Raw genomic sequence first — 24,890 nt, 5'->3', positions numbered from 1 at the left:
CAGTGGCTGCCGATAGCTTAGGAATATGCGGTTACTTCACACCTCGGACTGGCACCTTGGCCGCTCCTTCCACGGCGTCGGCATGCTGGACGCCCAGCGGGCTTTCGTCGACCAGCTGGTGGCGGCGGTTGGGCGGGACAGCGTTGACGTTGTCCTGATCGCCGGCGACGTCTATGACCGGGCGCTTCCGGGCGTGGACGTGGTCCACCTGCTTGACGACGCACTGGTCCGGCTCACTGCCGCGGGCGCAAAAGTGGTCCTCACCAGCGGCAACCACGACTCCGCCATCCGCCTTGGGTTCGCATCCCGCCTGCTGGAACGCGGGGGAGTGCACCTGCGCACCAGGGTGGAGGACCTCGACCAGCCACTGCTGCTGCCGCTGGGAACGGATGCTGCGGGGAAGGACGCCGTCCTGGCGCTCTACGGCATCCCGTGGCTTGAGCCCAGGATGGTCGCCGAACAGCTGGGGGTGGACACGGCAAGCCATTTCGAGGTCACCCGTGCGGCAACCGGCCTGATCCGGGAGGACATCGCCCGGCGCGCTGCCTCCGCCACCATCCACTCGGTGGTCCTGGCCCATACCTTCGCCAGCGGAGGCATCAGTTCTGACAGCGAGCGGGACCTCAGCATCGGCGGCGTGGGAGCTGTTCCGCTGGACCTGTTTGACGGTTTCAGCTACACCGCCCTGGGCCACCTGCACGGTCGGCAGAAGCTGTCCGATTCGGTCAGGTACTCGGGGTCACCACTGGCCTATTCCTTTTCCGAGTCCACGCACCAGAAGGGTGCCTGGCTGGTGAATATCGGCCCGGAGGGCGTTGCGTCGGTGGCGGAAGTCCTCTGGGAGGCCCCGCGTTCCCTGGCCGTTCTCCGCGGACCGCTGGAGGAGCTGCTGGCGGATCCGGGGCATGCCTGGGCTGAAAACGCGTATTGCCAGATCACCCTGACGGATTCCCAGCGCCCTTCCCGTGCCATGGAACGGCTGCGCGCCAGGTTCCCGGACACGCTGGTCCTTGCCTTCGATCCCCAGGGCGCCGCAGCCGCCACGGAGGCCAGCTACAGCAGCAGGCTCGCAGGCGCGCCGGACGACCTCGCCGTCTGCTGCGGGTTCCTGGACCACGTGCGGGGAAGGAGCGCCGACCCCGCGGAAAGAACTGCGCTCGCGGCCGCCCTGGAAAACGTCAGGCTCCTGGAGGTCTCGCGGTGAGGATCCACCAACTGCGCATCTGCGCGTTCGGGCCCTTCGCCGGAACCGAAGACATCGACTTCGACCGCCTCAGCGCGCACGGCCTGTTCCTGCTGAACGGGCCCACCGGTGCCGGCAAGACCAGCGTCCTGGATGCCATCTGCTTTGCCCTCTACGGCTCCGTGCCGGGCGCACGGCAGGACGGTAAACGGCTGCGCAGCGACCACGCCGAGCCCGGGCAGGAACCCGCCGTTACCTGTGAATTTTCCGCACAGGGACGCCGCTTCGAAGTGACCCGCTCCCCGGCATGGGAAAAGCCCAGCGCCCGTGGAAAGAACGGCTTCACGGTCCAGCAGGCCAAGACACTGCTCCGCGAACGGGTGGACGGCGCCTGGGTGGAGAAGTCCGCCCGCAATGATGAAGCGGGTGCAGAGATCATGGCCCTGCTGGGCATGGACCGTGAACAGTTCACCCGGGTGGTGATGCTGCCGCAGGGAGATTTCGCTGCCTTCCTGCGTTCCAAGGCTGCTGACCGGCTGGACCTGCTGCAGAAGCTCTTCGGCACCCAGAGGTTTGAAGCCCTGGAACAGGAACTGTCCCGGCAGGCCGCCGCCGCACGGGAGGACGTGGCCGTCCTGTCCGCGCAACTCGGCCTCCTGGCCTCGCGTGCCGAGACCGAGGCAGCCCCGCTCCAGCTTTCTGAGGCGGGGGCGCCGCCGGCGGATGACATCCCACGCCGCCTTGACTGGCTGCAGGCTTCTGCCGGCGTGCGCCTGGCCGAACTCACGGAACAGGCCGCAGCTGCTGAAGCAGTCAACCAGGACCGCCGCGCAGAGGCTGAGCAGGAGGCTGCGCGCCATGAGCGGCACCGAAAACTCAAAGCGGCCGTGGCACGGCAACAGGCCGTCCAGGCAGGGACCGCGCAGCATGAAGAAACTGCCTCCCGGCTTGCGCGGCACCGCCAGGCCGAGGTTCTCCAAGGGCAACTGCAGGCGGTGGATGCCGCAGCCGCCAAGGTCCGCGGCGCCGCCGCGGCCGCCGAATCGGCCATGACGTTGCTCCGCCTGGCCGCCGGGGACGGCGGCGAACTGGCCCAGCTCAGCATTGAGATAACCGAGGATACCGTTTCCAGCCCGGGCGCGCCCGAGGATGCCCGGGGGAGCCTGCCAGGGGCTGCGGAGGAACTGGGCAGGCTGCGTTCGCTGCTGGCCGTCGTCGAGGCACGGCTCCCTGACGAAGGCAGGCTCCAGGACCTGCGGAAGCGGCACCAAGGGCTGGCCGGCAGGCTGGGGGAGCTGGAACTCTCCGTCGGGACGCTGGGCCAGCGCGCCGCGCGCCTGGTGGCAGAACGTGAACAGCTCGCGGACGGCATGGACCAGCTGGAGGGCCGTTCCGTGGAAGCCGCGCTGCGGCGCAAGGAAGCCGGAGCTGCGGCGGAGCTGCTGGACGTCGTCCGCCGCTACGGGACCGCCGTCGAGCACAGGGACCGGGCCAAGGGCCGCCATGAAGACTCGCGGGAGAACCTCCTGGAGGCGAAACGCCGCTGGCTGGACCTGCGGGAGGAACGTCTGGCCAACGCTGCCGCGGAACTGGCAGCGGGGCTGGTTCCCGGAAGCCCCTGCCCCGTCTGCGGAAGCGGACACCACCCCGGCCCGGCAGATGCGGGCACCGGAGGACCGGCCCTTGCCCAGGATGAGGAACGGGCCCATGGCCTTTACGAGGCTGCTGAGGCAGCCCATGCCCTGGTTGCCGCAGATCTTGCCGAGGCGCAGCAGGCCGTGGCCGTCCTCGCCGGCCAGGGCGGGACCACGCCGATGAAGGAGGCACGCTCCGGCGCGGCTGAGGCCCTTGCCGCGGCGGTGGACGCCGAGCAGGCCGCGAAGGAGCTGCAGGACAGGCGGCAGCGGCTGGACGCCCTGGACACAGGCCTCACCCAGGCCCGGGCCACGCTGGCCGAAACGGAGGCGGAGCTGTCCCAAACCACGGCGTCCCTCGCCGACCTGGCTGAACAGGTCGCGGCCCTGGACACAGCGCTGGCCGGCCTTCGGGGCGGCCACCGCAGCCTGGACCGCCGGCTGCGGGCACTTGAAGAGGCGGCTGCAGTACTGGATAAAGCCGTCGAAGCGCAGGCGCGCCTGGACGGTGCGCGGCTGCAGGCAGCCGAAGCCCGGGAGCATCTGGAAGGGGCCCTGCCGGCTGCCGGCTTCGCCAGTGCGGGCGAGGCCCGCAGCCAGCTCCTCGGCGCCGCTGAACTGGCAGCCCTTGAGTCCGCCATCCGTGCCGCCCAGGACGAAGCAGCCCGCGTTGCCGGGCTGTTTGAGTCAGAAGACATCGTGCTCGCACTGGACGAAGCGGCCGGCGGATACGTTGCAGACGAGGGACGGCTGGCGGGGCTGCGCCTCGTCGCGGCCGAAGCCCGGAATGCGGCGCGGGAGGCCGATCTCGCTGCCGGTCTGGCCGGCCGGTGCCTGGCATCGCTCAAGTCCATCGCCGCCGAATATGAAGCGCTGGCCTGCTCCTCGCGTGAGCCCGCAGAGCGGGCGCAGATGCTTTCGGGATTGGCCGACGCCGCAGCCGGGCGGGGCGAGAACACGTACCGGATGAGCCTGACGAGCTATGTCCTGGCCGCGCGGCTGGAACAGGTGGCCCTTGCTGCATCCGAACGCCTGGTGGCCATGAGCGACGGCCGGTACCTTCTCCAGCACACGGACGCCAAGGCCGCCCGCGGTGCAAAGTCGGGACTGGGACTGGAAGTAGTGGATCAGTGGACAGGATTCCGCCGGGACACCTCCACGCTTTCCGGAGGTGAGTCCTTCATGGCCTCGCTCTCCCTGGCCCTGGGACTTGCCGACGTGGTCCAGCAGGAATCCGGAGGGGTGGAAATCGAAACCCTGTTCGTTGATGAGGGCTTCGGCAGCCTGGACGACCAATCCCTGGAACAGGTCATGGATGCCCTCGAAGGACTTCGTGACGGCGGGAGGGTAGTGGGATTGGTCAGCCATGTTGCCGAGATGAAACAGCGGATCAGCACCCAGCTGCAGGTAGTCAAGAACCGCAACGGATCCACCCTGCGGATCTCCGAAAGCCTGGACGCCGTCGTCTGACTGTCCGCTGGCCAGGGCCGATATACTGACTGCGTTACCGGGTTGCGCGCATCGGGAGGAGGGACGGTGCGCACCTACTGAGCGAGCCCGAAGTGACACCACAAACAAGCCCTTCACCGACGAGCCCTTCAGCAGCCAGCCCTTCCCAAGCCGGCACCACCCCTGCCCGTGCCGTTCCATGCGGGGAAGGCCCTGACCCGGACACCACGGAAAGGGCAGGACGGGGACGCTTTTCGCGCCTTCCCCACCTGGCCGGCCCGGGTTTCATACCGCTGGGCCTCTTTGCGCGGCTTCCCCTGGCCATGCTGGCCATGGGCACGCTCACCCTCGTCACCTCGGCCAGCGGCTCCTTTGCCGCCGGCGGCACAGCAGCAGGCGCGGTGGGTATCGGCTCGGCCCTGGGAGCTCCGGTTCTGGGGTCCCTTGCGGACAGGCGGGGACAGCGGCCGCTCCTGTTGCTGGCGGCCGTGCTCAATACAGTGGCCGTGCTGGCCCTGGTCCTTGCCGCCAATGGCACCGCCGCGTCCGGCGATTTCCCGTCCGCTGTCCTGGCTGCAGCCTTCGCGGCCGGTGCCACCTGCCCCCAGGTAGGGCCCCTGGCCCGGGTCAGATGGATGTCCCTGACGGCCAAAGCCGGAGGCCCAACGGCACCGCCCGGCGGTTCTGCCCGTGACCTGGACACAGCCCTCTCCTACGAGAGCACGGCCGACGAGGTGACGTTTGTCCTTGGACCCGCCCTGGTGGGGATTCTGGCCAGCCTCGTGGCGCCCTGGCTTCCGCTGGTCCTGGCAGCGGCCATGACCATCACGCTGGTGCCGGCCTTCGCCGTTCACCCCACCCACCGGGCCGTACCGGCCACCCGGCGTCCGGCCGGCGGGAAGCGCAAGGGTTCTGCACGTGCCGTGAAGCTGCCATGGTCTGTAGCCCTGCCTGTCCTTGCGATGGCCTGCATGGGGACATTCTTTGGTTCCACCCAGGCTGCCCTCAGCGCCTTCTCTGCCGGGCTGGGCGGCGCGGAAATAGCGGGGCTGCTGTACGCCGTCATGGGTTTGAGTTCCGCCGCAGCAGCACTCTCGGTCGCCTACTGGCCGCGCCGCGCAGGCCTGGCGCTGCGCTGGGTTCTCTGCGCAATCCTGATGGCAGGGCTGGCGGTCCTGCTGCTGGTGCCCTCGTCGCTGCCCATGATGGCGGTGGTCCTGCTGGTCCTGGGACTCCCGGTGGGTCCGGTCATGGTCACCGTCTTCGCCGTGGGCGGGAACGTGGCACCTGCCGGCAGGCTTGGCACCGTGATGACCGCGCTTGCCAGCGGCATTGTCGCCGGCACGGCCATCGGGTCCTCGGTTGGCGGACAGCTGGCCCAGCTCCACGGGGCCGCAGCCGCGTTCCTCGTTCCGGTCTGCGCGGCGGCGGCGCTGGCTCTGCTCGGTGCCGGAACCGCCGTCGTCCTCCGCCGCCGGCCCTGACGCGGCACCTGCGTGCGGGCGGCCCCGGTCCTAGCCGCGGGTGGGACGGGCAGTGCTGTTACGCCAGCTGGCGCTCGATCCTGGCCGCACTTTCCGCGATGGCAGCGCCCACGGAATCCGGGTCATGGGCGGAACGGATATAGACGACGGCCAGTGCGGCCGGACGCCCACCGGGCACCCGGACGGGTGCTGCCAGCGAGGAAACTCCTGCGATCACCTCGTCATGGCTGGCCGAGTAGCCCTTCCGCCGTGCCTCCGCAGCCTCCGGGCGATAAGGCATGCCCGTCGCCAGCCTGTCCCACTCTTCCTCCGAGAGGGCGGACTGGATGGCAATCCCTGGCGCGCCCGCGTTGATGGGGTGCCGTGTGCCCGGGTGCTGGGCAACGGTAGCCCCCGAATGCCGCGGTTCCACCGTCACCAGCGTGATGCAGTCGTGATGGTCCCACACCGCCACGAACGCGGTCATGTCCAGTGAGTTGGCCAGCTGGGTCAGCTCCGGCAACGCAGCGCTCTGCAGGTTGCGCGATACACCGCGGGCCAGGACCGCCAGCCCCGGGCCCGGCTGGACCCGGCCGGCGTCGTCCCGAACCAGGAGTGAGTGGTCTTCCAGGGTGCGCAGGATCCGGTAGGCCACCGAACGGTGGACGCCCATGGCATCGGCAAGCTCCGCAATGGTCAGCGGCCCGGGGGCCGCCGCCAGGATTTCGAGGGCGCGGATGCCACGCGAAAGGGTTTGGGAAGGCGAAGCCTGGGTCGCCGCTCCCGCCGGGGCTGCGGCTGCTGGAGGAGTCATAATGTCCATCCTAGGCGGGCGGGCCTTCAGCGCCGTGACTCTTGTCTCAACCTCAGCCTCCCGGCAATGTCCTTTATGCGAACTTGTAGTTCCAATATGGAACTTGCGCACCCTACCGTTCGGCGCAAATTCCAACCATCCCGTGTTCCGCATCACACCTTTCGTAGTACCCTACTAACTAACTGACCGTTCTGTCGGTAATCCTGAAGGCGTACGGGCGGCGTTGCTGCCCAATAAACAATGGAGTTTCAATGACCACACCTTCCAAGGTGGATACACTCGCCGGTCCCAGCACCCGGCGGGAGGAGCGCAAGGTCCTCGCCGGCACCCTCGTCGGCACCACCATCGAGTGGTACGACTTCTTCATCTTTGCCCAGCTGACCGCAACGCTGCTGTCGCCGCTGTTCCTGGCACCGCTGAACGAGTCCAACCCGGGCCTGGCGCAGATCCTGTCCTTTGCCCTCATCGGCATCAGCTTCCTGTTCCGTCCCCTCGGCGCCGTTATCGCCGGGCACCTGGGTGACCGCCTGGGACGGAAGGCAATGCTGGTCTTCACCCTGGTGATGATGGGCGCGGCCACCGCCCTCATTGGCATGTTGCCCACCTACGCGCAGATCGGCGCCTGGGCCCCCGTGCTGCTGATCCTGCTGCGCGTTATCCAGGGCTTCTCCGCCGGCGGTGAATGGGGCGGTGCCGCCCTCATGGCCGTCGAGCACGCGCCCGTCAACCGGCGCGGCCTCTTCGGTGCCTACCCGCAGATCGGCGTGCCCGTGGGGATGATCCTGGCCACCGGCCTGCTGTTCTTCCTCAACACCAGCATGTCCAAGGAAGACTTCGCAGCCTGGGGATGGCGCGTGCCGTTCCTGCTCTCCATCGTCCTGATCGTGGTGGGCTACCTGATCCGCCGCGCCGTCGCAGAGAGCCCGGTCTTCCAAGAGATGGCCCTGCGGAAGAAGGAGAGCAAGGCACCCCTGGGTGAGCTGATCCGGAACCACAAGCTGCCCGTCCTGTACTCCACCCTGATCTTCATCGGCAACAACGCAGCAGGCTACCTGCTGATTGCGTTCTTCATCTCCTACGCCACCAAGACCCTGAAGATGCCCACCCCGCAGATCCTCCTGGCCACCACGCTGGCATCCTTCGGCTGGCTGATCTTCACCCTGGTGGGCGGATGGCTGTCCGACCGCATCGGCCGCGTCAAGACCTTCCTGATCGGGTACGCCATCGTCTTTGCCTGGATGATCCCCATGTTTGCCCTGATCGACACCAAGGACATCGTGCTCTACGGCGTCGCCCTGTTCGTCCTGACCATCGGCCTGGGCCTGTCCTACGGACCCATGTCCGCCATGTACGCGGAGATGTTCCCCGCCAGCGTGCGCTACTCCGGCATCTCCATCGGGTACGCCTTCGGCGCCATCCTGGGCGGCGCCTTCGCAGCAACCATCGCCGAAACCCTGCTGCAGTCCACCAAATGGACCGGTTCGATCGGCATCTACATCATGGCACTCTGCGTCATCTCAGCCGTGGGCGTGGTGCTCGCCAAGGAGACCAAGGGACGCCCGCTCGGCGTCAGCGGCCACCACTGATCCCCACCCACCGTCACCCAAAGCGGGAAGTAAGACAGCAACAGCCCGGACCCCAGGGTCCGGGCTGTTGCTGTCTGGCATCCGCCAGGCCTGGAACGTCAGACGCCCAGGAACGAAATGGCGGCCTGCTTGAAGGCCCTGCTGGTGATGGCGTTGGTGTGGTTCCGGCCCGGGAGGACCAGTTGCTCTGCCATGGAGCCGGCACCGCGGGCCAGTTCGGCGAGCTTGGGCAGGGTCTTGGCCCGCTCGTCCTTGTCGCCAACCACCAACAGCATGGGAACGTGGGGTACAGCTTCGGCGGGGTCGTACGGTTCTGCCTTGATGGCCTCCACCAGCGACAGCAGCGCGAAAATGTTGTTGCTCGGCAGCAGCAGGGCCATTTTGAGAAGCTGCGCGGTGGATTCGTCGCTGATCGGCGTGCCGTCCGCCAGGTAGTCCTGGGCGGCCCTGAGGTCGAATGCGGCCAGCGGGTCGGAGTCGTTGGGTCCGCCGAGCACCAGCCGGTGCACCAGCTCGGGCTGGGTTGCGGCGAACTCCCACGCGAGCCGGGAGCCCAGGGAATAGCCCACGACGTCCAGCCCGCTGGCAGGGTCTCCGTCGTGAAGGGGGCGCGCGCCGGCGTCGAACGCTGCCTGCAGCAGGTCCGCCCGGATCCTGCTGGGCGAGTAGGAATCCATATCCTCAGGCGCACCACTGCGGCCGTGGCCCGGCAGGTCCACCGTGATCACCCGTCGGCCGGCGTCAAGCAGGGCGGACACCCAGCCGGTGTCCTCCCAGTTGAGCTTGGAGGAGGAAGAAAAGCCGTGCAGCAGCAGGACCGGCCGGAGGCCCGCATCGGTGGCGGGCTCATGGACTGCCACGTACAGCTGCGGGTCGGTCCCTTCAACGGTGTGCCCGTGCTGCTGTCCGGTGTGCCTGCCGCTCATGGTGTGTTCCCCAATCAGGTACGGCGCCTGGGCGGGCCCGGCGCGTCGGTGCGTCTTCGTTGGAAAGGTACGCTCCACTCTACCTGTTGCCGGGCCGGGTCCTGCTGGCCAGGCGGGCCCCGGCGGCACACGCCAGCGCAATGCCGGCGATCAGGGCAAAGGTGCTGAAAAGCTGAATGCGGCTGCCCTCGGCACTGAAGCCGACGGCGAAGATGAGGCCCAGGAGGACAAGGCCCAGGACCGTGAGGCCGGGGAAGCCTTTCATCCGGAGGGGAAGCGGGGTCCCGTCCCGGTCCGCGCGCCGGCGCAGGATCAGCTGGGAGACCAGGGCGCTGCCCCACACCACCAGGCACGTGGATCCCACCAGCTGGAAGAGCGCCGGCAGGATCCGTTCCGGGAACAACAGCTCGAGGACAGTCGCGACGAAGCCGAAGGCCACCGATACTGCCACCGCGAGCAGGGGCACGCCGGCATTGTTCAGCCGGGTGAGGACCCGGGGCGCCTCGCTCCGCTGGGAGAGCGAATACACCATGCGCGATGCACCGTAGAGGTTCGCGTTCAGCGCCGAGAGGAGCGCGACGACGGCCACGAGGGTGATGGCGGTGGAGGCGCCGGGGATTCTGGCAGCGTCCAGCACGCCGGCGAAGGGCGAGGCAAGGCTCTTGGACGTGGCGGGAAGGACGGCGGCAATGACGAAGACGGAGCCGATGTAGAACACCAGGATGCGCCACACCACGGTCCGGATGGCCTTGCCGACGCTGCGTTCGGGATCCTCGGTTTCGGCTGCGGCCACGGAGACGATCTCCGTCCCGCCGAACGCGAAGATCACAACGAACAGCGCCCCGGCAACACCGCCCAGGCCCTGGGGCGCGAAGTTTCCCGTGAGGTTGTCCGCGCCGGGGGAGCCGACGCCGGGCAGCAGGCCCAGGAGCAGCGCGGCACCGACAACGAGGAACAGGACGATCACGGCCACCTTGAGGATGGCAAACCAGAACTCGAACTCACCGAAGTTCCGGACACCGGCCAGGTTGATGCCGGTAAAGACCACCATGAACAACAGCGCCAGCGCCCAGACCGGCACCACCGGCCAGACGGAGAACAGCAGCCCGGCCGCGCCCAGGGCCTCGGCCGCAATCACCACTACCAGCTGCAGCCACCACAGCCACCCGATGGTGGCCCCTGCCGTCCGGCCCAGTGCCCGCTCCGCGTACACGGAAAAGGCTCCACTGTTCGGGTTCGCTGCCGCCATCTCGCCAAGGGCCCACATCACCAGGATGATCAGGGTTCCGGCCACGAGGTAGGAGACCAGCACCGCCGGCCCCGCCGCCTGGACGCCGGCGCCGGACCCCAGGAACAATCCGGCCCCGATGGCGCTGCCCAGCCCCATCATGGTGAGCTGGCGCGGCTTCATGCTGTGGCTGGCAGGGGTCTTCGTGGGTGATGATGTGGCGGACGTGGTCCGGTCAGACTTCGTCGTCATGGGGAAATGCACCTTCTGGGGGCTTGGTGATGGGTCCGGCCTCCGGGGCCGGGGTCCTCGTGGGACGTCTTGAATTTACCGCTTCCCGAACCTGCCCGGAAACGGAGGGCCGGGAGGGGGCCCGGAAGCGGGGAAGAGCGCCCCCGTTTGCTGCGCGCCTGGCGGGCTGCCCGCCCGGAAGAAATATTTCCCTTTCGGGTGCGGCCGGCCGTAGAATCAGTTTTGGTCAAGTTGACCATAACTAAGGATGAACGCGCGGGGGCGGTCAAGGGCGATAGAAGGTGGTGGAACGGGTGTACTACAGTTCGGCGAACGTTTCCGAGCGGCAGGCCGCGCCGCCGTCGCTGGCCATCTCCACTGTGATCTTCGCCCTCCGTCCGAGCGAGACCTCGGGCCGGCCCACCCTGTGGCTTCCGCTGGTGCGCCGGATCCGGGAGCCCTTCAAGGGCCTGTGGGCCCTGCCGGGCGGACCCCTCAGCCATGAGGAGTCCCTCCAAGGCGCCGCCGCCCGGAACCTGCAGGAGACCACCGGCCTTGCGCCCCGCTACCTTGAGCAGCTCTATGCCTTCGGCGGCCTGCACCGTTCACCCACCCAGCGGGTGGTGTCCATTGTGTACTGGGCCCTGGTCCAGCCAACGGAAGCAGCGCTTGCTGACGAGTCTGAAAACGTTCGATGGTTCCGGGCAGACCGCCTGAGTGAGCTGGCGTTCGACCACAACGCGATCGTGGATTACGCCCTCTGGCGCCTCCGGAACAAGCTGGCCTACGGTTCGGTGGCTTACCACCTGCTGGGCGAGTACTTCACGCTGGCCCAGGTCCGCGAAGTCTATGAAGCCGTCCTGGACCGCCAGCTGGATCCGGCCAACTTCCGCCGGCAGCTCAAATCCACCCCCGAAATCGAAGAAACCGGGGAATACCTCCAGGGCGGCAAGCACCGCCCGCCACGCCTCTACCGCTACACCGGCCGGCCAGGCCTTGACCCAGACAACAGGAGCACACCATGAGCAGCGTCAATACGGCAATCCAGCTGATCACGCGCGAACAGGCCGAAAAGGGCGCAGCAGCTGACCGCAGCACCTGCAGTCCGGCGCTGGCCAAAGGCCCGTGGGACTACGATTTGGCCGAGGCGCTCGCCGGCGTGCCCGCCTACGGCCCGGGCGCCTCGAGCGCGGACCCGGCTCCGGCCAACACCCCGCGCCAGGGCCAGTTGCCCGAAGAGTACAAGGTGGCCAGCGACGTCGAACTCGGGGAACGGATCCAGGCCGCCAAGGCGGTCCTGGGTGACCGGGCCGTCATTTTGGGCCACTTCTACCAGCGCGATGAGGTGATCCAGTACGCCGACTTCGTGGGTGACTCCTTCCAGCTCGCGAACGCCGCGCTGACCAGACCGGAGGCAGAGGCCATCGTCTTCTGCGGCGTCCACTTCATGGCGGAAACCGCGGACATCCTCTCCACGCCGGAACAGGCCGTCATCCTGCCCAACCTGGCGGCCGGCTGCTCGATGGCGGACATGGCGGACGCGGACTCCGTGGAGGAGTGCTGGGAACAGCTCGAAGAGATCTTCGGGACCGAGCCCGACGCCGAGGGCCGGGTCCCGGTCATCCCCGTCACCTACATGAATTCCTCCGCAGCCCTGAAGGCGTTCTGCGGCGAACACGGCGGCATCGTCTGCACGTCATCGAATGCAAAGACCGTCCTCGAGTGGGCATTCCAGCGGGGCCAGCGGGTCCTGTTCTTCCCCGACCAGCACCTGGGCCGCAACACGGCCAAGGCCCTGGGGGTGCCCCTGGACCAGATGCCCATGTGGAACCCGCGCAAGGACCTGGGCGGCAATGACGAACAGGCGCTCCTGGACTCCCGCGTGATCCTCTGGCACGGGTTCTGCTCGGTGCACAAGCGTTTCAGCGTGGCCCAAATCGAGAAGGCCCGGGCGGACTTTCCCGGCGTCCAGGTCATCGTGCACCCCGAATGCCCCATGGAGGTGGTGGACGCCGCGGATTCCGCCGGCTCCACGGACTTCATCAAGAAAGCCATCGCCGCCGCCACCGAGCCCACGACATTCGCCATCGGCACCGAAATCAACATGGTGAACCGGCTTGCCGCCGAGTACCCGCAGCACACCATCTTCTGCCTGGACCCGGTGATCTGCCCCTGCTCCACCATGTACCGGATCCACCCCGGCTACCTCGCCTGGGTACTGGAGGAACTGGTGGCCGGCCGCGTGGTCAACCGCATCACCGTGGATGACAACGTACAGGCCAATGCCCGGACGGCGCTCGAGCGCATGCTCGCCGCGAGGCCGTGATGAACCACCGCCTGGCCATCGTCGGAAGCGGCATCGCGGGCCTCTACGCTGCGCTGCTCGCCACCGACGCAGGAGCGCACGTGGTCCTGCTGACCAAAGGCGCGCTGGAGAACAGCAACACCTGGTACGCACAGGGCGGCATCTCTGCCGTCCTTGCCAAACCCGCACCGGGAGACACCCTCGCCGCACACATCGCCGACACACTCCGCGCCGGTGCGGGACACTGCGACGAGGCCGCAGTCCGGCTGATGTGTACGGAGGCGGAGCGCGATATCGCAGGCCTCCAGCGCTACGGTGTTGCGTTCGATGCGGGCCACGCTGCGGCGGGGAATGAGGCCATGCACGACGGCGGTCCGGCCCTTGGGCTCGAAGCGGCCCACAGTGCCCCGCGGATCCTGCACGCAGGAGGAGACGCCACTGGCGCCCGCGTGGCCGGTGCGCTGATCCGGGCTGTCCTGTCCCGGCAGGATGACGGAAAGCTCACCATCCTCACGCACGCCCAGGCCACCGCCCTTGTGACCCGGGACGGGCGCGTGGCAGGAGTCGAGTACCTCCAGGACGGCCGGCCTGCGGTCCTGGACGCGGATGCGGTCCTGCTCGCCACCGGGGGATCGGGTCAACTGTTCGCCCAAACCACCAACCCGGCCGTGGCCACCGCCGACGGACTGGCGCTCGCCGTCCGCGCCGGTGCGGCAGTGGCAGACCTTGAGTTCTTCCAGTTCCACCCCACCTGCCTGGTCAGCTCCGCCACAGCGCATCCCGCCCGGCTGGACGGACCGCTGCTGATCTCCGAAGCCGTCCGCGGCGAAGGGGCCATCCTGCTGGACTCCGGCGGCCGCCGCTTCATGCAGGCCTACCACCCCGATGCCGAACTGGCACCCCGCGACGTCGTCTCCCGCAGCATCGCCCTCCACCTGGCCAAGCTCGGCGACCCCAACGGCCACGTCTACCTCGACGCCCGCGGCATCGAACAGGCCAGGGGCGCGGGCTTCCTCCAACAGAGGTTCCCCACCCTCACCCGCAAAACCCGCGACGCCGGCATCGACTGGACCTGCGAACTCGTACCGGTCGCCCCCGCCGCGCATTACTGGATGGGCGGGGTACGCACCGACCTCTCCGCCCGCACCACCGTCCCCGGCCTCTACGCCGCCGGCGAAGTTGCCTGCACCGGCGTCCAAGGGGCAAACCGGCTGGCCAGCAACTCCCTCCTGGAGGGACTCGTATTCGGCCGCCGCGCTGTCGAATCCTTCCTGGAGGGCAGCCCCGCAGGTCCCTCGGCGCCTGCGCTCGCGCCTCGCACCGGCGACCGCCTCGCAAGCTCGGCGGCCGGTGCGGACGCTCACGCGACAACGGCGCTTTCGGGACCTCCGGAACTGCCCCACGCTTCCGCACCCCTGCCGCGAAACGCAAGTGCTCACGTCGCTGTCCCTGCTGCTTTAGAAGGCGCGGCGGATCGGTCAGGTGCGCCAGGCGGGAGTTGGCCGTCCAACTTCGGTGGGGGAGGGGAATCCGAAGAACCCTTCTCCCGGGAGGCTCTTCGCCGTCTCATGACCTCCCATGCCGGAGTGCTGCGCTCTGGGGAGTTGTTGCTCAAGGCTGGCCGGACGCTTGACTCTTGGGCCGGCGTCGTCCGTCCTGATGCTGTTAATTCCTCCGCCGACCCAGTGGCACACGAGGACCGGAACCTTCTGTTGGCTGCCCAACTGCTGGTCGCTGCCGCCCTTGACCGCCGTGACTCTCTGGGGGCGCATTACCGCAGCGATGAACCCGTCGAAACTGACAACCTGTCGTCCCTCCGCCCGAAAGCGAGCCTGCTCCATGACTGACCCCGCCGTGATCGACCAGGCTGTGTCCCTGCGCCCGGCACTCGACCTCACCCTCCCGCCGGCCCCCGTCAGGGACATCCTGGAACGGGCCTTCGCTGAGGATGCGCCTTCCGGTGACATCACCTCGCAGTTGCTCATCCCCGCCGGTGCCAGCGCCACCGCAGTCCTCAACGCGCGCGTCCCCGGCGTCCTCAGCGGCGCCACCGTGTTCCGCGACGCCATGCAGCTGGTGGATCCCGCCACGCAGGTGGACCTGCTCCTGGCGGACGGTGGGACGTTCGACGCCGGCACGCACCTGGCGAGGGTCAGCGGCAGCGCCCGCTCGGTGCTGATGGCCGAACGCGTGGCACTGAACCTGGTCCAGCGGATGTCCGCCATCGCCACGAAGACCGCCGAATTCGTGCGGCTTGCCGAGGGGACCCGGGCCCGCATCACCGATACGCGGAAAACCACCCCCGGCCTGCGCATCCTTGAACGCTTCGCGGTGCGTTGCGGCGGCGGCGCAAACCACCGGTACAGCCTCTCCGACGCTGTGCTTGCCAAGGACAACCACCTGGCCGTGATGACCGGCGGTGACCCGGCACAACTCACCGCGCTCCTGCTGGCCGCCAAGACGCAGCTGGGCCACACCACCCACTTTGAAGTGGAAGTGGACCGGATGGACCAGATCGAACCCGTGCTGGCCGCCGGAGTGGACACCATCATGCTGGACAATTTCAGCATCGAGGAACTCAAGGCAGGCGTTGCCCTCGTGGCCGGCCGGGCCCGCGTGGAAGCCAGCGGCAATGTGAACCTCGAGACCGTCGCGGCCATTGCCGCCACCGGCGTGGACGTGATCTCCGTGGGTGCGCTCACGCACACCGTGGCCGCCCTGGACCTGGGCCTCGACGTCGAACTGACCGTGTAGCGGGGACGCCGTGATCTTCCTGGACGCTGCCGCCACCACCCCGGTCCGCCGCGAGGTACTCGACGCCATGTGGCCTTACCTCACCGGCGGATTCGGGAACCCCTCCAGCCACCACACCCTCGGCGAATCCGCAGCTGCGGCATTGGCCGGGGCCCGGTCGGCCGTGGCGGATGTCCTCGGCTGCCGGCAGGGCGAGATTGTGTTCACGTCAGGAGGAACGGAAGCGGACAACCTTGCGGTGAAAGGCATTGCCCTGGCCCGGCAGGCAGCAAACCCACTGCTGGACAGGGTGGTGATCAGCGCCGTCGAACACCCCGCTGTGGAGGAATCCGCGCGGTACCTCGAACGCTTCCATGGCTTCACCGTGGACGTCGTCCCCGTCGATGCAACCGGCCTGGTCACGCCGGCTGCCCTGGCCGGCGTGCTGCGCCCGGAAACCGCGCTGGTGAGCATCATGTACGCCAACAACGAGGTAGGCACCGTCCAGCCCATCGCCGCCCTGGCGGAACTGGCCCACGCCCAAGGCATCCCGTTCCATACCGACGCCGTCCAGGCCGCTGGCTGGCTGCCGCTGGACACCCGCGCGCTGGGGGTGGACGCCATGAGCATCTCCGGACACAAACTGGGTGCACCCAAAGGCTGCGGCATGCTGTTCGTCCGGAGCCGCACCAGGCTGGAACCGGTCATCCACGGCGGCGGCCAGGAACGCGGCCGCCGTTCCGGAACGGAAAACGTGGCCGGTGCCGTGGGTCTTGCCACTGCCCTCACGCTGGCCAGGGACGGACAGGCGGAGCATCAGGTGCGGGTGGCCTCCCTGCGGGACCGTTTCATTGCCGCGGTGCTGGCTGGAGTGCCGGACGCCGTGCTCACCGGGCACCCCTCTCAGCGGCTGCCGTCGGTGGCATCCTTCTGTTTCCCCGGGACCAGCGGCGAGTCGGTGCTCCTGGAGTTGGAACGCCGCGGCGTGGTCTGCTCCAGCGGCTCGGCGTGCGCTGCCGGCTCAGACGCGCCATCGCCCGTGCTCACGGCGCTGGGTTTGCCGGCCGAGGTGGCCCAGACGGCGGTACGCTTCAGTTTCGACGCGTCGGTGACCCGGGAGGACCTGGACACGGCAGCGGCCGCCGTCCAAGCGGCGGTCGCCGGCGTTCGGAACCTGGGCGCGGGCCAGGGCCGGTAGCCGGGCGCCTGTCCTGGCGGTGCCGGAACCCTGGCGGTGCCGGAACCCTGGCGGTGCCGGAACCCTAGCGGTGGCGCGCCCGGCGGAAAATCCAGTGCCGCAGCATGCTGAAGCGCACGGCGGTGGCAAGGAAGCCGGACAGCGTGGTGGCCACCAGTTCGTCGCCAACCGTGGCATCCCGATTGAACCAGTGCAGCACACCCAGGCTGCTGCCGGTGATCACCAGCGCCACGGCGATCACCACCAGGCCGTTGAGGTGGTCACGGGTACGCCGCTGCTCGCCGGCAATTTTGAAGGTCAGCCGCCGGTTAAGGGCCGTGTTCAGCAGCGACGTGAGGACCAGTGCCACGGCGTTGGCCAGCTGCGCGCCGAGCCACGGCCGCAGCAGCGCGTAGAGCCCCAGGGACGCCGCAGTACAGATGACCCCGACGCCGGAAAACCGCAGCAGCTGCCGGATGACCGGAAAACGCAGCACGCCACGGTAGTGCCTGGTGGCGGGTAAGCGCCGGGTGGTGGTTTCCGTAACGGTGGGCGCGGACACACCTTCCCTCACGCGGCGTTACCGGGGGCGGCAGGCATCAGTACAGCTCGCCCACGGGAATTTCCACGGCCAGCCGGTTGGACGGACCGGGCAGGGGGCACGCCCACGCCTCGTTGTAGGCGCAGGAGGGGTTGTAGGCAAAGTTGAAGTCCAGGACGAACATGGCATCCGGCCCGGATCCCTGGACCCCGTGGAATGCGCCCTTGATGGTGTCCAGCAGGTAGCGCCCGGCCCCATAGCTTCCGCCCGGCTGGCCTGCCGTGGCGTCGCGGAACGGCACAAAGATACCGCCGCCGTAACCATGGATCTTCCACACGCCCAGCTGGCCCATTTCCGGCAGGTCGAAGGTGCCAAGGCGGACAAAGTGGACCACGCCGTCGGTTCCCGTGTCCATGCTCAGCTCGCGGCCCGCGCCTTCCTTGGTGAGCGGGACGTGGAACCGGTAGATGGGATCGTAGTCGGCAGTCTTGAGGCCGGAGAAGCGCGCCTTGTCCGCTGCGGTCAGTGCGGAAGCCGGGTGCGTGGCGAACATCAGGTCCCGCTGGTGGCGCCAGTATGAGTGTGCCTCGGACGGGCTGTCGGCGGAGATCCGGCGGACGTTGTCGTAGAGCGCAAAGGTCCGCAGCCGCCAGTCGGCGATGTCCAGGGCGGAAATGTCCGCGGGGTTCTCTTCGGCTGCGCCGTGCTGCTCTTCCGACATAGCCTCCAGCCTAGTCCCAGGGCGGGGTGACAGACGTCCGACGGCGACACGCGCGGCAGGTGCCACAGCCCGCGGCGGGTTCGTGGGCCGGCTGGGGGCCGCGCCGAAGGGTGCAGGAAACGCCGCAACGGCAGGGAGGAGAGGGGGCCGGGCTAGGCTGGGTCCCATGACAGGCACGCCAGCAAAGGCTGTTCGCTCCGGTATGTACTTTCTCTCCGGGATGGCCATGGCGGCCACCGCGGTTCTGCTGGCGGGGTGCTCCGGCCCCCAGGCCGCCCCTGACTGGACGGCGCAACCGGAACCGTCGGCAACAGCATCTTCCGGAGCTGTATCTAGCGGAACTGCGTCAACCGGAACTGCGACGTCTGCGGCGCCGGCCGGCAGCGCAGCAGCATCAGCAACGGCATCAGCAACGACCTCCGGCGAACCCCAGGCTGTGCCCACCGCAACGTCGTGGAAGACGTTCTCCGATCCCGCAAAGGCGGTCAGCTTCGATTTGCCGGCGGACTGGATTGCCCAGTCCGTGGCGCCGGAGGAAGGCGTCCTTCCCGGCGGACTCAAGGTTGAAGTAAAGAAGCCCGACGGAACCTTCATGGCCGCGCTCCGGACGGGACTGCCGCCGTCGTCCGCTGAATGCCCGGAAAGCGCGCGGCGCCCGTACACGGTGATCAGCAGCGTACCGTTCGACGTTGCCGCGCAGGGCGGGGAGGGAACCATCCCGCCGCGCATGGTCTACCGGGTGATCCAGGGTTACCGCTTCTTTGGGTCCTATGGCATCACCAACCTGGTCGGCGGAACTGACGGTCAGGCGTGCGAGCTGCGCAATGTGGTCCGTGGTCCGGCCGGGAAGGGGGACTATTCGTTCGGTGACCTGGTGTCCCTCAAAGCCTTCGCACCGGATGAGAAGGTTGCCCCGGCGAAGGCCTTCGATACGCTGGGCCAGGCGGCCCAGTACGTCAACGAGAGCCCTGACTTCGCCAACGTGCAGCGGATGCTAATGTCGCTGAAGGTCAAAAACTAGTCCCGCTGCCCGCGCCCACCGGTGCCGGGGCGCCCGACTTGCCTTCCGCCCCCCACACCCCCGGAGAGACATGGAACGCTCTGTTTCCGCACGCCTGGCCTTCAGGACCATCGCCAACACCAAGGTGGCCATGGCCATCGCCGTAGCGAGGAACAGCGGCTACGCATCCTTTGAAGAGTCCCTGTCCGTGACCGCCGGTGGAGCGGCGGTTCCCCTTACGGAAGTTTCGGACCACCACGGGGGCCGGTTCCACTACATGGAGTTCGCCGAGCCTGCCGAAGTCACGGTGGAATACGCGGCCACGGTGACCGGCCGTGCCGTGCCCGAGGAGGCGTGCCTGGCCGACCGCATCCGCTACGTGCGTCCCAGCCGGTATGCCGAGTCGGACCGGCTGCTGCCGACGGCCTACGCGGAATTCGGCGGGGTCCACGGGGCCGACCTGGTGCATGCGGTCCGCGAGTGGGTCAATGGCGAACTGCGGTACATCAGCGGCTCCTCCCGCGGCACGGACGGTGCGGTGGAGACCCTCCTCAGCAGGCGGGGCGTCTGCCGTGACTTCGCGCACCTGGCCATCGCCCTGCTCCGCTCCAAGGACATCCCTGCCCGCCTCGCCGCTGTCTACGCCCCTGGCCTGAACCCCATGGATTTCCATGCCGTCGCGGAAGCCTACGTGCAGGGCGCCTGGCACGTCATCGACCCCACGGGGCTGGCCCCCCGGGAGTCGATGCTGCGCATTACTGCGGGCCGGGACTCGTCCGACACAGCCTTCCTTTCCACCGTGGGCGGAAGCCTGGTATTGAACCAGCTGCGCGTGACCGCGGTGGTGGACGGGGACCTGCCGGCCGAGGATCCCGCCCGGCTGCTGCAGCTGGGCTAGCGCTTCCCCAGCGAGTTACGGAGCTTGTCGGTCAGCCGCATGAGCTCCTTCTGTTCTGCGGGCGTCAGAGCCGGCGCCACCAGGGCCGAGATGTCCCGGACGTGCTCGCGGCCAATCTCCTTCTGCAGTTCCCGGCCCTCGTCCGTAAGCTTGAGCAGCACGCCGCGGCCGTCCTCCGGTGCCGGCATTCGGGCCACGAGTCCCCGCTTTTCGAGCCGTTCCACCAGCCGGCTGAGACTGGACTGGCTCAACAGGACGTTGTCGTTGAGCTCGTTGAGCCGCAGCCAGCCGGACGGGCAGCGGGAGAGCGTGAACAGGACGTCGTATTCGTTCAGCGCAAGCTTCCGGAACGCGGGTCCGGACTGCAGCTTCCGCATGACAGCGACCTGCGCCCGGAACAGCGATTCCCAGGTTTCCGCCGCCAGCCGCACGGGCGATTCCGATCCTCCCGCAGCCATCAGGCCACCGGGGCGGAGTTGCCGGCGTCCTGGGATGCCAGAAGGGCGGCCACGCGGCCCGCGTGGGTGGGCGGCTCGGGGACGTGCGCGGGCTTGAGGGCTGCGTACTCCTTGCGGAGGACCGGCAGCACTTCCTCCCCGAACAAGTCCAGTTGCTCCAGGACGGTCTTCAGCGGCAGGCCTGCATGGTCGATCAGGAACAGCTGGCGCTGGTAGTCACCAAAGTACTCGCGGAACGTCAGGGTCTTTTCGATGACTTCCTGCGGGCTGCCTACGGTCAACGGGGTCTGAGAGGTGAAGTCCTCCAGGGACGGACCATGGCCGTAGACCGGCGCGCTGTCAAAGTAGGGTCGGAATTCCTTCACGGCATCCTGTGAGTTCTTCCGCATGAAGAACTGTCCGCCCAGCCCAACGATCGCCTGGTCCGCCTTGCCGTGTCCGTAGTGCTCGTACCGCTCGCGGTAGAGGCCGATCAGCTGCTGGTAGTGCTCCTTCGGCCAGAAGATGTTGTTGGCGAAGAAGCCGTCACCAAAGTACGCGGCCACCTCGGCGATCTGCGGGGTGCGGATTGAACCGTGCCATACGAACGGGGCAACGCCGTCCAGCGGGCGGGGCGTGGAGGTGAAGTTCTGCAGCGGGGTGCGGAACTTGCCGGACCAGTTCACGGTGTCCTCGTCCCAGAGCTTGCGCAGGAGGCTGTAGTTCTCGATGGCCAGCTCCACGCCGTCCTGGATGTTCTTGCCGAACCACGGGTACACCGGGGCCGTGTTGCCGCGGCCCAGGACCAGGTCGACGCGGCCGTCGGCCAGGTGCTGGAGCATGGCGAAGTCTTCGGCGATCTTCACCGGGTCATTGGTGGTGATCAGCGTGGTGGCCGTGGAAAGGATGATGCGTTCGGTCTGGGCCGCGATGTAGGCCAGCGTGGTGGTAGGGGAAGAGGAGAAGAAAGGCCGGTTGTGGTGCTCACCGATGGCGTAGACGTCCATGCCGATTTCCTCGACCTTTTTGGCAATGGCCACCGACGCCTTGATGCGCTCGTGTTCGGTGGGGGTGCGGCCCGTGGTGGGGTCCGTGGTGATGTCGCTGACGCTGAATACACCGATCTGCATGACGTGCCTTTCCGTTCCTGGACTTGCTGGCTTGGTTCCAGTGTAGACCAATTTAGATGCATTTGCATCTATCGCCATCTGTAACAGCAGGGCGCGGGGATTATTCCCGAGTGCTGGTGCCAGGGAAAGGCCCGCAACGCAGCGATGCCCGCACCAGGAGTTGGCGCGGGCATCGCGGGCATGGTGGGCCTTACTCGGCCCCGGGGGCGGCGCGGCGGCCGCTGATTTTGGGGACCTGCCCAGTGGTCCAGTCGCGGAACTCAGCGTCGATGTCAGAACCGGGGCCGACCTCCGGCCGGTCCTGCAGGTCCCGCAGCAGCGCCTTCTTCTCGCGCCGTCCCTCCACCAGCCGGTAGAGGACGGGGACCAGGATCAGGGTAAGCGCGGTGGAGGACACCAGGCCACCGATCACCACCACCGCCAGCGGCTGCGAAATGAACCCCCCGCCGCCCGTGAGGCCCAGGGCCATGGGGGTCAGGGCAAACACGGTGGCCAGTGCCGTCATGAGGATGGGCCGGAGCCGCTGCCGGGCGCCGTTGGTGATCGCGTCCGCCACGTTCATGCCCGGCCGCCCGTCGTGAGGCTGCCGGTATTGGTTGATGAGGTCGATCAGCACGATGGCGTTGGTGACCACGATGCCCACCAGCATCAGCATGCCAATCAGCGAGGGCAGGCCCAGCGGAACCCCGGTGAGCAGCAGCAGGGCCACGGCGCCGGTGGCCGCGAACGGAACCGAGACCAACAGGATCAGCGGCTGCACGAGGGACCTGAAGGTGGCCACCATGATCACGTACACGATGGCGATGGCTGCCAGCAGGGCCAGGCCCAGTTGCCGGAAGGACTCCGCCTGCTGGGTGGTGGCACCGCCGATGGTGGCGGTAACGCCCGGCGGCAGCTGGACATCAGCCAGGCGCTTCTGGACTTCGGTGTTCACGGCGCCCAGGTTGGAGCCCGACGGCGTGATGGACACCTTGGCGGTGCGCTCCCCATTGCTGGCGGTGATGGAGACCGGGACGTCCACTTGTTCGACGGAGGCGATGCTTCCCAGCGTCACTGGCCGCCCGCCCGCAGGGAGCGGGATGTTCCGGACGGCATCGATGCTGGTGAACTTGGTGCCCTGGCCGATCCGGACGGGGAAGTCGTTGGTGTCGATCCGGACCGTACCGGCGGGGATGGGGCTGATGGTGGAGGCCAGGACGCCGGCCACCTGTTCCTCGTTCAGCCCGGCGGCGGCGGCTTTGGCCCGGTCCACCTTGACCTGCACCACCGGGTTGCTGGCGGCGAGGTTGCTCGCCACCTCGCTGGTGCCGGGCACGCCCGTCATGGCCGCCACCATGGTGTCGCTGGCCGACTGCAGGTCGGCGCTGGTGGCCGCTTTCAGCGTGATGTCAACGGTGGACGAGGTGCCAAAGCCGCCCTGCTGCGTGCCTACGGAGATCTTTCCGGAATCGGGAACCTTCGCGAGCTCCGAGCGCACGGTCTCCTGGAGCTGCTCCTGGTTCGCCTTTTCGTCCGTGACTACGGTGAACGTTGAGTTGGAGGATCCGGTGGAGGTGAGGGCGGCGAAGCCGGCCTGGGCGTTCCCGGACGTCACCTGGACGTCCTTGATGCCGTCGACGCCGCGCAGGACCCCTTCGAGCCGGATGGCGGCGGCGCTGGTATCGGCCAGGCTGGTCCCCGCCGGCAGTACCTGGCGCACGGTCAGGCTGTTCTGCCCCGAGTTTCCCAGGAGGTTGGTGGCCAGCAGCGGCGTCATGGCGCCGGTGGCACCGAGCACCAGGACCGCTGCCACCAGGGTGATGACGGGGTGCTTCTGGGTGGAGCGAAGGATGGGTAGGTAGCCGCGCTGCAGGCGGCTGCGCTGTTCGGCGTCGTGGGCCCTCGCCTTGGCCTCGTCGGCAATGCGCCGGGCCTCGCGGGAGCCGGCAGCGGCACCGGCGCTCCCGCCCTTGGGGTTCCGCAGGAACCAGTAGGCAAGCACCGGAACGATGGTCAGGGACACCAGCAGCGATGCCAGCAGCGCCATGGTGACGGTCAGGGCGAAGGGCCGGAACAGTTCACCGGCCAGTTCACCGACAAACGCGATGGGCAGGAATACCGCCACCGTGGTGAGCGTGGACGCGGTGATGGCGCCGGCCACCTCCCGGATGGCGGTGAGGATCGCCGTCGACTTTTCCTCGCCGTAGCTGAGGTGCCGCTTGATGTTCTCAATGACCACGATGGAGTCATCCACCACTCGGCCGATGGCGATGGTGAGCGCGCCGAGGGTCAGGATGTTCAGCGAGTAGCCTGTGGCTGACAGGCCGATGAACGTGATCAGGAGGGACAGCGGGATGGACACGGCCGTGACCAGCGTGGACCGGGCAGACATCAGGAAGAGCAGGATGACGGCGACGGCGAAGCCCAGCCCCAGCAGGCCCTCCGTGGTGAGGTCCTTAATGGACTTTTCGATGAACGGCGCCTGGTCGAACACGGGTGTGAACTTGGCGTTCGAGCCCAGCTCGGCTTCCAGATCATTAAGGGAGTCCCGCACCGCGTGTGAGATGGCCACCGTGTCACCCTCGGGTTTCTTGGTCACGGAGACGGCAAGCGTCTCGGCGCCGTTGGTCCGGGTAATGGAGGTGCGTTCGTCATCCTTGAGCGAAACATCTGCTACCGACCCGATGGTCGCCGCGTTCTTCGTGCCGGACAGGGGGAGGGCCTTGATGGCGTCGAGGGAATCGACCGGACTGCCGATCTGCAGCGAGAGGGTCCTGCCCTGGTCCTGGAGTGTTCCGGCAGGGATCAGCGCGCCGTTGTTGGACAGGGCGTCGCGGATGGCTGTGACGCCTACCCCCGCCGCCGCCATGGCGTCGGTGCGGGGGAGGATCTCGATGTGCTGGGTGGCGCCCCCTGTGACGTCGGCGCTGCGGACGCCGTCGATCTTCTGCAGCCGGGGGACACTCAGGCGCTGCAGGTCCGCGTTCAGTTCACTGAGCGGTTTGTCCGAAGAAACGGCGAGGAAAACGATGGGGAAGTCGCTGATGCTCCCGGCGATGGCCTGCGGCTGGACGTCGCTGGGCAGCGTCCGCTTGGCATTGGAGATGGCCCGGTCGATCTGGTTCCGGGCCCGGTCCAGGTTCGATCCGTAGGTGAACACCATGGTGATCTGGGAGACACCCGTCCGGGACGTGGAGGAGGTGGATTCCAGCCCCTCCACGCCGTTCAGCGCCTTTTCCAGCGGACCGCTGACCTGCTTGTCAACTACCTCGGGTGAGGCACCCGGCATGGAGCTGAGCACGGTGATCTGCGGGAACTCAATGGAAGGAATGAGCTCCTGCTTCAGCGATGACATGGTGATCACGCCGAAGACCGAGGCGAAGACGGTGATCAGCGCGATCAGGGCCCGGTTCGCCAGGGAAAGGTGCGCCAACCGGAACATGGGTGGTCTCCTG

General features: G+C 67.9%; 19 protein-coding genes. 11 read left to right on the top strand and 8 right to left on the bottom strand.

Annotated elements, in window-relative coordinates; all coding sequences use genetic code 11:
* Positions 1–25: 25 nt before the first annotated feature.
* The 3 genes from ACTHQS_RS12595 to ACTHQS_RS12585 all read left to right on the top strand — a co-directional run bounded on the left by ACTHQS_RS12595 (position 26) and on the right by ACTHQS_RS12585 (position 5,750).
* Positions 26–1,204, top strand: coding sequence for an exonuclease SbcCD subunit D (locus tag ACTHQS_RS12595; RefSeq protein WP_440169326.1), 1,179 nt, complete (start codon positions 26–28; stop codon positions 1,202–1,204).
* Entirely contained in the window at positions 1,201–4,287 is a 3,087-nt protein-coding gene (locus ACTHQS_RS12590; RefSeq protein WP_440169323.1) for an AAA family ATPase, read from the top strand. The genes ACTHQS_RS12595 and ACTHQS_RS12590 overlap by 4 nt, the downstream gene beginning before the upstream one ends.
* Positions 4,288–4,379: 92 nt before the next feature.
* Positions 4,380–5,750 carry an MFS transporter gene (locus tag ACTHQS_RS12585; protein WP_440169320.1) on the top strand — a complete coding sequence of 457 codons (1,371 nt, stop codon included), beginning with the start codon at positions 4,380–4,382 and terminating at the stop codon, positions 5,748–5,750.
* 58 nt (positions 5,751–5,808) lie between these two features.
* Here ACTHQS_RS12585 and ACTHQS_RS12580 read toward each other — a convergent pair whose 3' ends face one another.
* Positions 5,809–6,543 (bottom strand): IclR family transcriptional regulator, encoded by a 735-nt coding sequence (locus ACTHQS_RS12580; RefSeq protein WP_440169317.1) that lies wholly within the window; start codon positions 6,541–6,543, stop codon positions 5,809–5,811.
* A 251-nt stretch (positions 6,544–6,794) separates the two neighbouring features.
* On the opposite strand from ACTHQS_RS12580, the gene ACTHQS_RS12575 reads away from it, so the two are divergent.
* Positions 6,795–8,129 carry an MFS transporter gene (locus ACTHQS_RS12575; RefSeq protein ID WP_440169315.1) on the top strand — a complete coding sequence of 445 codons (1,335 nt, stop codon included), beginning with the start codon at positions 6,795–6,797 and terminating at the stop codon, positions 8,127–8,129.
* A 98-nt stretch (positions 8,130–8,227) separates the two neighbouring features.
* On the opposite strand, the gene ACTHQS_RS12570 is transcribed toward ACTHQS_RS12575, so the two are convergent.
* Both ACTHQS_RS12570 and ACTHQS_RS12565 read right to left on the bottom strand, forming a co-directional pair.
* The gene (locus tag ACTHQS_RS12570; protein WP_440169312.1) at positions 8,228–9,055 is read right to left on the bottom strand and encodes an alpha/beta fold hydrolase; all 828 of its coding nucleotides are present in this window, start codon (positions 9,053–9,055) and stop codon (positions 8,228–8,230) included.
* Positions 9,056–9,134: 79 nt separating this feature from the next.
* Complete coding sequence (locus tag ACTHQS_RS12565) at positions 9,135–10,466, bottom strand: amino acid permease (protein WP_440169599.1); 1,332 nt, start codon at positions 10,464–10,466, stop codon at positions 9,135–9,137.
* A gap of 362 nt (positions 10,467–10,828) precedes the next feature.
* On the opposite strand from ACTHQS_RS12565, the gene ACTHQS_RS12560 reads away from it, so the two are divergent.
* Genes ACTHQS_RS12560 through ACTHQS_RS12540 form a run of 5 tightly spaced genes read left to right on the top strand, consistent with a single transcriptional unit; the run spans position 10,829 to position 16,750 of the window.
* The gene (locus ACTHQS_RS12560) at positions 10,829–11,539 is read left to right on the top strand and encodes an NUDIX hydrolase (RefSeq protein ID WP_440169310.1); all 711 of its coding nucleotides are present in this window, start codon (positions 10,829–10,831) and stop codon (positions 11,537–11,539) included.
* Complete coding sequence (nadA, locus tag ACTHQS_RS12555) at positions 11,536–12,840, top strand: quinolinate synthase NadA (RefSeq protein WP_440169308.1); 1,305 nt, start codon at positions 11,536–11,538, stop codon at positions 12,838–12,840. The genes ACTHQS_RS12560 and nadA overlap by 4 nt, the downstream gene beginning before the upstream one ends.
* Complete coding sequence (locus ACTHQS_RS12550; protein ID WP_440169597.1) at positions 12,840–14,666, top strand: L-aspartate oxidase; 1,827 nt, start codon at positions 12,840–12,842, stop codon at positions 14,664–14,666. Before nadA ends, ACTHQS_RS12550 begins: the two co-directional genes overlap by 1 nt.
* On the top strand, positions 14,659–15,573 hold the full coding sequence (gene nadC / locus ACTHQS_RS12545; protein WP_440169306.1) for a carboxylating nicotinate-nucleotide diphosphorylase: 915 nt from the start codon (positions 14,659–14,661) through the stop codon (positions 15,571–15,573). The genes ACTHQS_RS12550 and nadC overlap by 8 nt, the downstream gene beginning before the upstream one ends.
* A 10-nt stretch (positions 15,574–15,583) precedes the next feature.
* Positions 15,584–16,750, top strand: a complete 1,167-nt coding sequence (locus ACTHQS_RS12540) for a cysteine desulfurase family protein (protein ID WP_440169304.1) — start codon at positions 15,584–15,586, stop codon at positions 16,748–16,750.
* A gap of 64 nt (positions 16,751–16,814) precedes the next feature.
* Here the strand turns inward: ACTHQS_RS12540 and ACTHQS_RS12535 are convergent, their stop codons facing one another.
* Together ACTHQS_RS12535 and ACTHQS_RS12530 are read right to left on the bottom strand one after the other, a co-directional pair.
* Entirely contained in the window at positions 16,815–17,303 is a 489-nt protein-coding gene (locus tag ACTHQS_RS12535) for a GtrA family protein (RefSeq protein ID WP_440169302.1), read from the bottom strand.
* A gap of 25 nt (positions 17,304–17,328) precedes the next feature.
* Positions 17,329–17,991, bottom strand: coding sequence for a DUF1684 domain-containing protein (locus tag ACTHQS_RS12530; protein WP_440169300.1), 663 nt, complete (start codon positions 17,989–17,991; stop codon positions 17,329–17,331).
* A 220-nt stretch (positions 17,992–18,211) separates the two neighbouring features.
* Here ACTHQS_RS12530 and ACTHQS_RS12525 point away from each other — a divergent pair, with 220 nt between their 5' ends.
* Both ACTHQS_RS12525 and ACTHQS_RS12520 read left to right on the top strand, forming a co-directional pair.
* Entirely contained in the window at positions 18,212–19,012 is an 801-nt protein-coding gene (locus ACTHQS_RS12525) for a hypothetical protein (RefSeq protein WP_440169594.1), read from the top strand.
* Positions 19,013–19,082: 70 nt separating this feature from the next.
* Positions 19,083–19,889 (top strand): transglutaminase-like domain-containing protein, encoded by an 807-nt coding sequence (locus ACTHQS_RS12520; protein ID WP_440169298.1) that lies wholly within the window; start codon positions 19,083–19,085, stop codon positions 19,887–19,889.
* On the opposite strand, the gene ACTHQS_RS12515 is transcribed toward ACTHQS_RS12520, so the two are convergent.
* The 3 genes from ACTHQS_RS12515 to ACTHQS_RS12505 form a co-directional block, all read right to left on the bottom strand.
* The gene (locus ACTHQS_RS12515; protein ID WP_440169296.1) at positions 19,886–20,347 is read right to left on the bottom strand and encodes a MarR family winged helix-turn-helix transcriptional regulator; all 462 of its coding nucleotides are present in this window, start codon (positions 20,345–20,347) and stop codon (positions 19,886–19,888) included. The two genes, ACTHQS_RS12520 and ACTHQS_RS12515, sit on opposite strands and share 4 nt — an antisense overlap.
* Positions 20,347–21,456 carry an LLM class flavin-dependent oxidoreductase gene (locus tag ACTHQS_RS12510; RefSeq protein ID WP_440169294.1) on the bottom strand — a complete coding sequence of 370 codons (1,110 nt, stop codon included), beginning with the start codon at positions 21,454–21,456 and terminating at the stop codon, positions 20,347–20,349. The genes ACTHQS_RS12515 and ACTHQS_RS12510 overlap by 1 nt, the downstream gene beginning before the upstream one ends.
* A 190-nt stretch (positions 21,457–21,646) precedes the next feature.
* A complete protein-coding gene (locus ACTHQS_RS12505; RefSeq protein WP_440169292.1) occupies positions 21,647–24,877 on the bottom strand; it encodes an efflux RND transporter permease subunit in 3,231 nt (1,076 codons plus the stop codon).
* Positions 24,878–24,890 lie beyond the last annotated feature (13 nt).

This window comes from Arthrobacter sp. SAFR-044 (genome assembly GCF_051965175.1).
GTDB lineage: Bacteria > Actinomycetota > Actinomycetes > Actinomycetales > Micrococcaceae > Arthrobacter.
The sequence above is the reverse complement of the archived record's forward strand: the minus strand, read 5'-3'. Positions and strand labels throughout refer to the sequence as shown.

Excerpts from the sequence above, each read along its gene's own strand:
- ACTHQS_RS12595 (WP_440169326.1), top strand. The coding sequence starts at position 26 with ATGCGGTTACTTCACACCTCGGACTGGCACCTTGGCCGCTCCTTCCAC.
- ACTHQS_RS12580 (WP_440169317.1), bottom strand. The coding sequence starts at position 6,543 with ATGACTCCTCCAGCAGCCGCAGCCCCGGCGGGAGCGGCGACCCAGGCT.
- ACTHQS_RS12575 (WP_440169315.1), top strand. The coding sequence starts at position 6,795 with ATGACCACACCTTCCAAGGTGGATACACTCGCCGGTCCCAGCACCCGG.
- ACTHQS_RS12570 (WP_440169312.1), bottom strand. The coding sequence starts at position 9,055 with ATGAGCGGCAGGCACACCGGACAGCAGCACGGGCACACCGTTGAAGGG.
- ACTHQS_RS12565 (WP_440169599.1), bottom strand. The coding sequence starts at position 10,466 with ATGAAGCCGCGCCAGCTCACCATGATGGGGCTGGGCAGCGCCATCGGG.
- nadA (WP_440169308.1), top strand. The coding sequence starts at position 11,536 with ATGAGCAGCGTCAATACGGCAATCCAGCTGATCACGCGCGAACAGGCC.
- ACTHQS_RS12550 (WP_440169597.1), top strand. The coding sequence starts at position 12,840 with ATGAACCACCGCCTGGCCATCGTCGGAAGCGGCATCGCGGGCCTCTAC.
- nadC (WP_440169306.1), top strand. The coding sequence starts at position 14,659 with ATGACTGACCCCGCCGTGATCGACCAGGCTGTGTCCCTGCGCCCGGCA.
- ACTHQS_RS12530 (WP_440169300.1), bottom strand. The coding sequence starts at position 17,991 with ATGTCGGAAGAGCAGCACGGCGCAGCCGAAGAGAACCCCGCGGACATT.
- ACTHQS_RS12525 (WP_440169594.1), top strand. The coding sequence starts at position 18,212 with ATGGCCATGGCGGCCACCGCGGTTCTGCTGGCGGGGTGCTCCGGCCCC.
- ACTHQS_RS12520 (WP_440169298.1), top strand. The coding sequence starts at position 19,083 with ATGGAACGCTCTGTTTCCGCACGCCTGGCCTTCAGGACCATCGCCAAC.
- ACTHQS_RS12515 (WP_440169296.1), bottom strand. The coding sequence starts at position 20,347 with ATGGCTGCGGGAGGATCGGAATCGCCCGTGCGGCTGGCGGCGGAAACC.
- ACTHQS_RS12510 (WP_440169294.1), bottom strand. The coding sequence starts at position 21,456 with ATGCAGATCGGTGTATTCAGCGTCAGCGACATCACCACGGACCCCACC.
- ACTHQS_RS12505 (WP_440169292.1), bottom strand. The coding sequence starts at position 24,877 with ATGTTCCGGTTGGCGCACCTTTCCCTGGCGAACCGGGCCCTGATCGCG.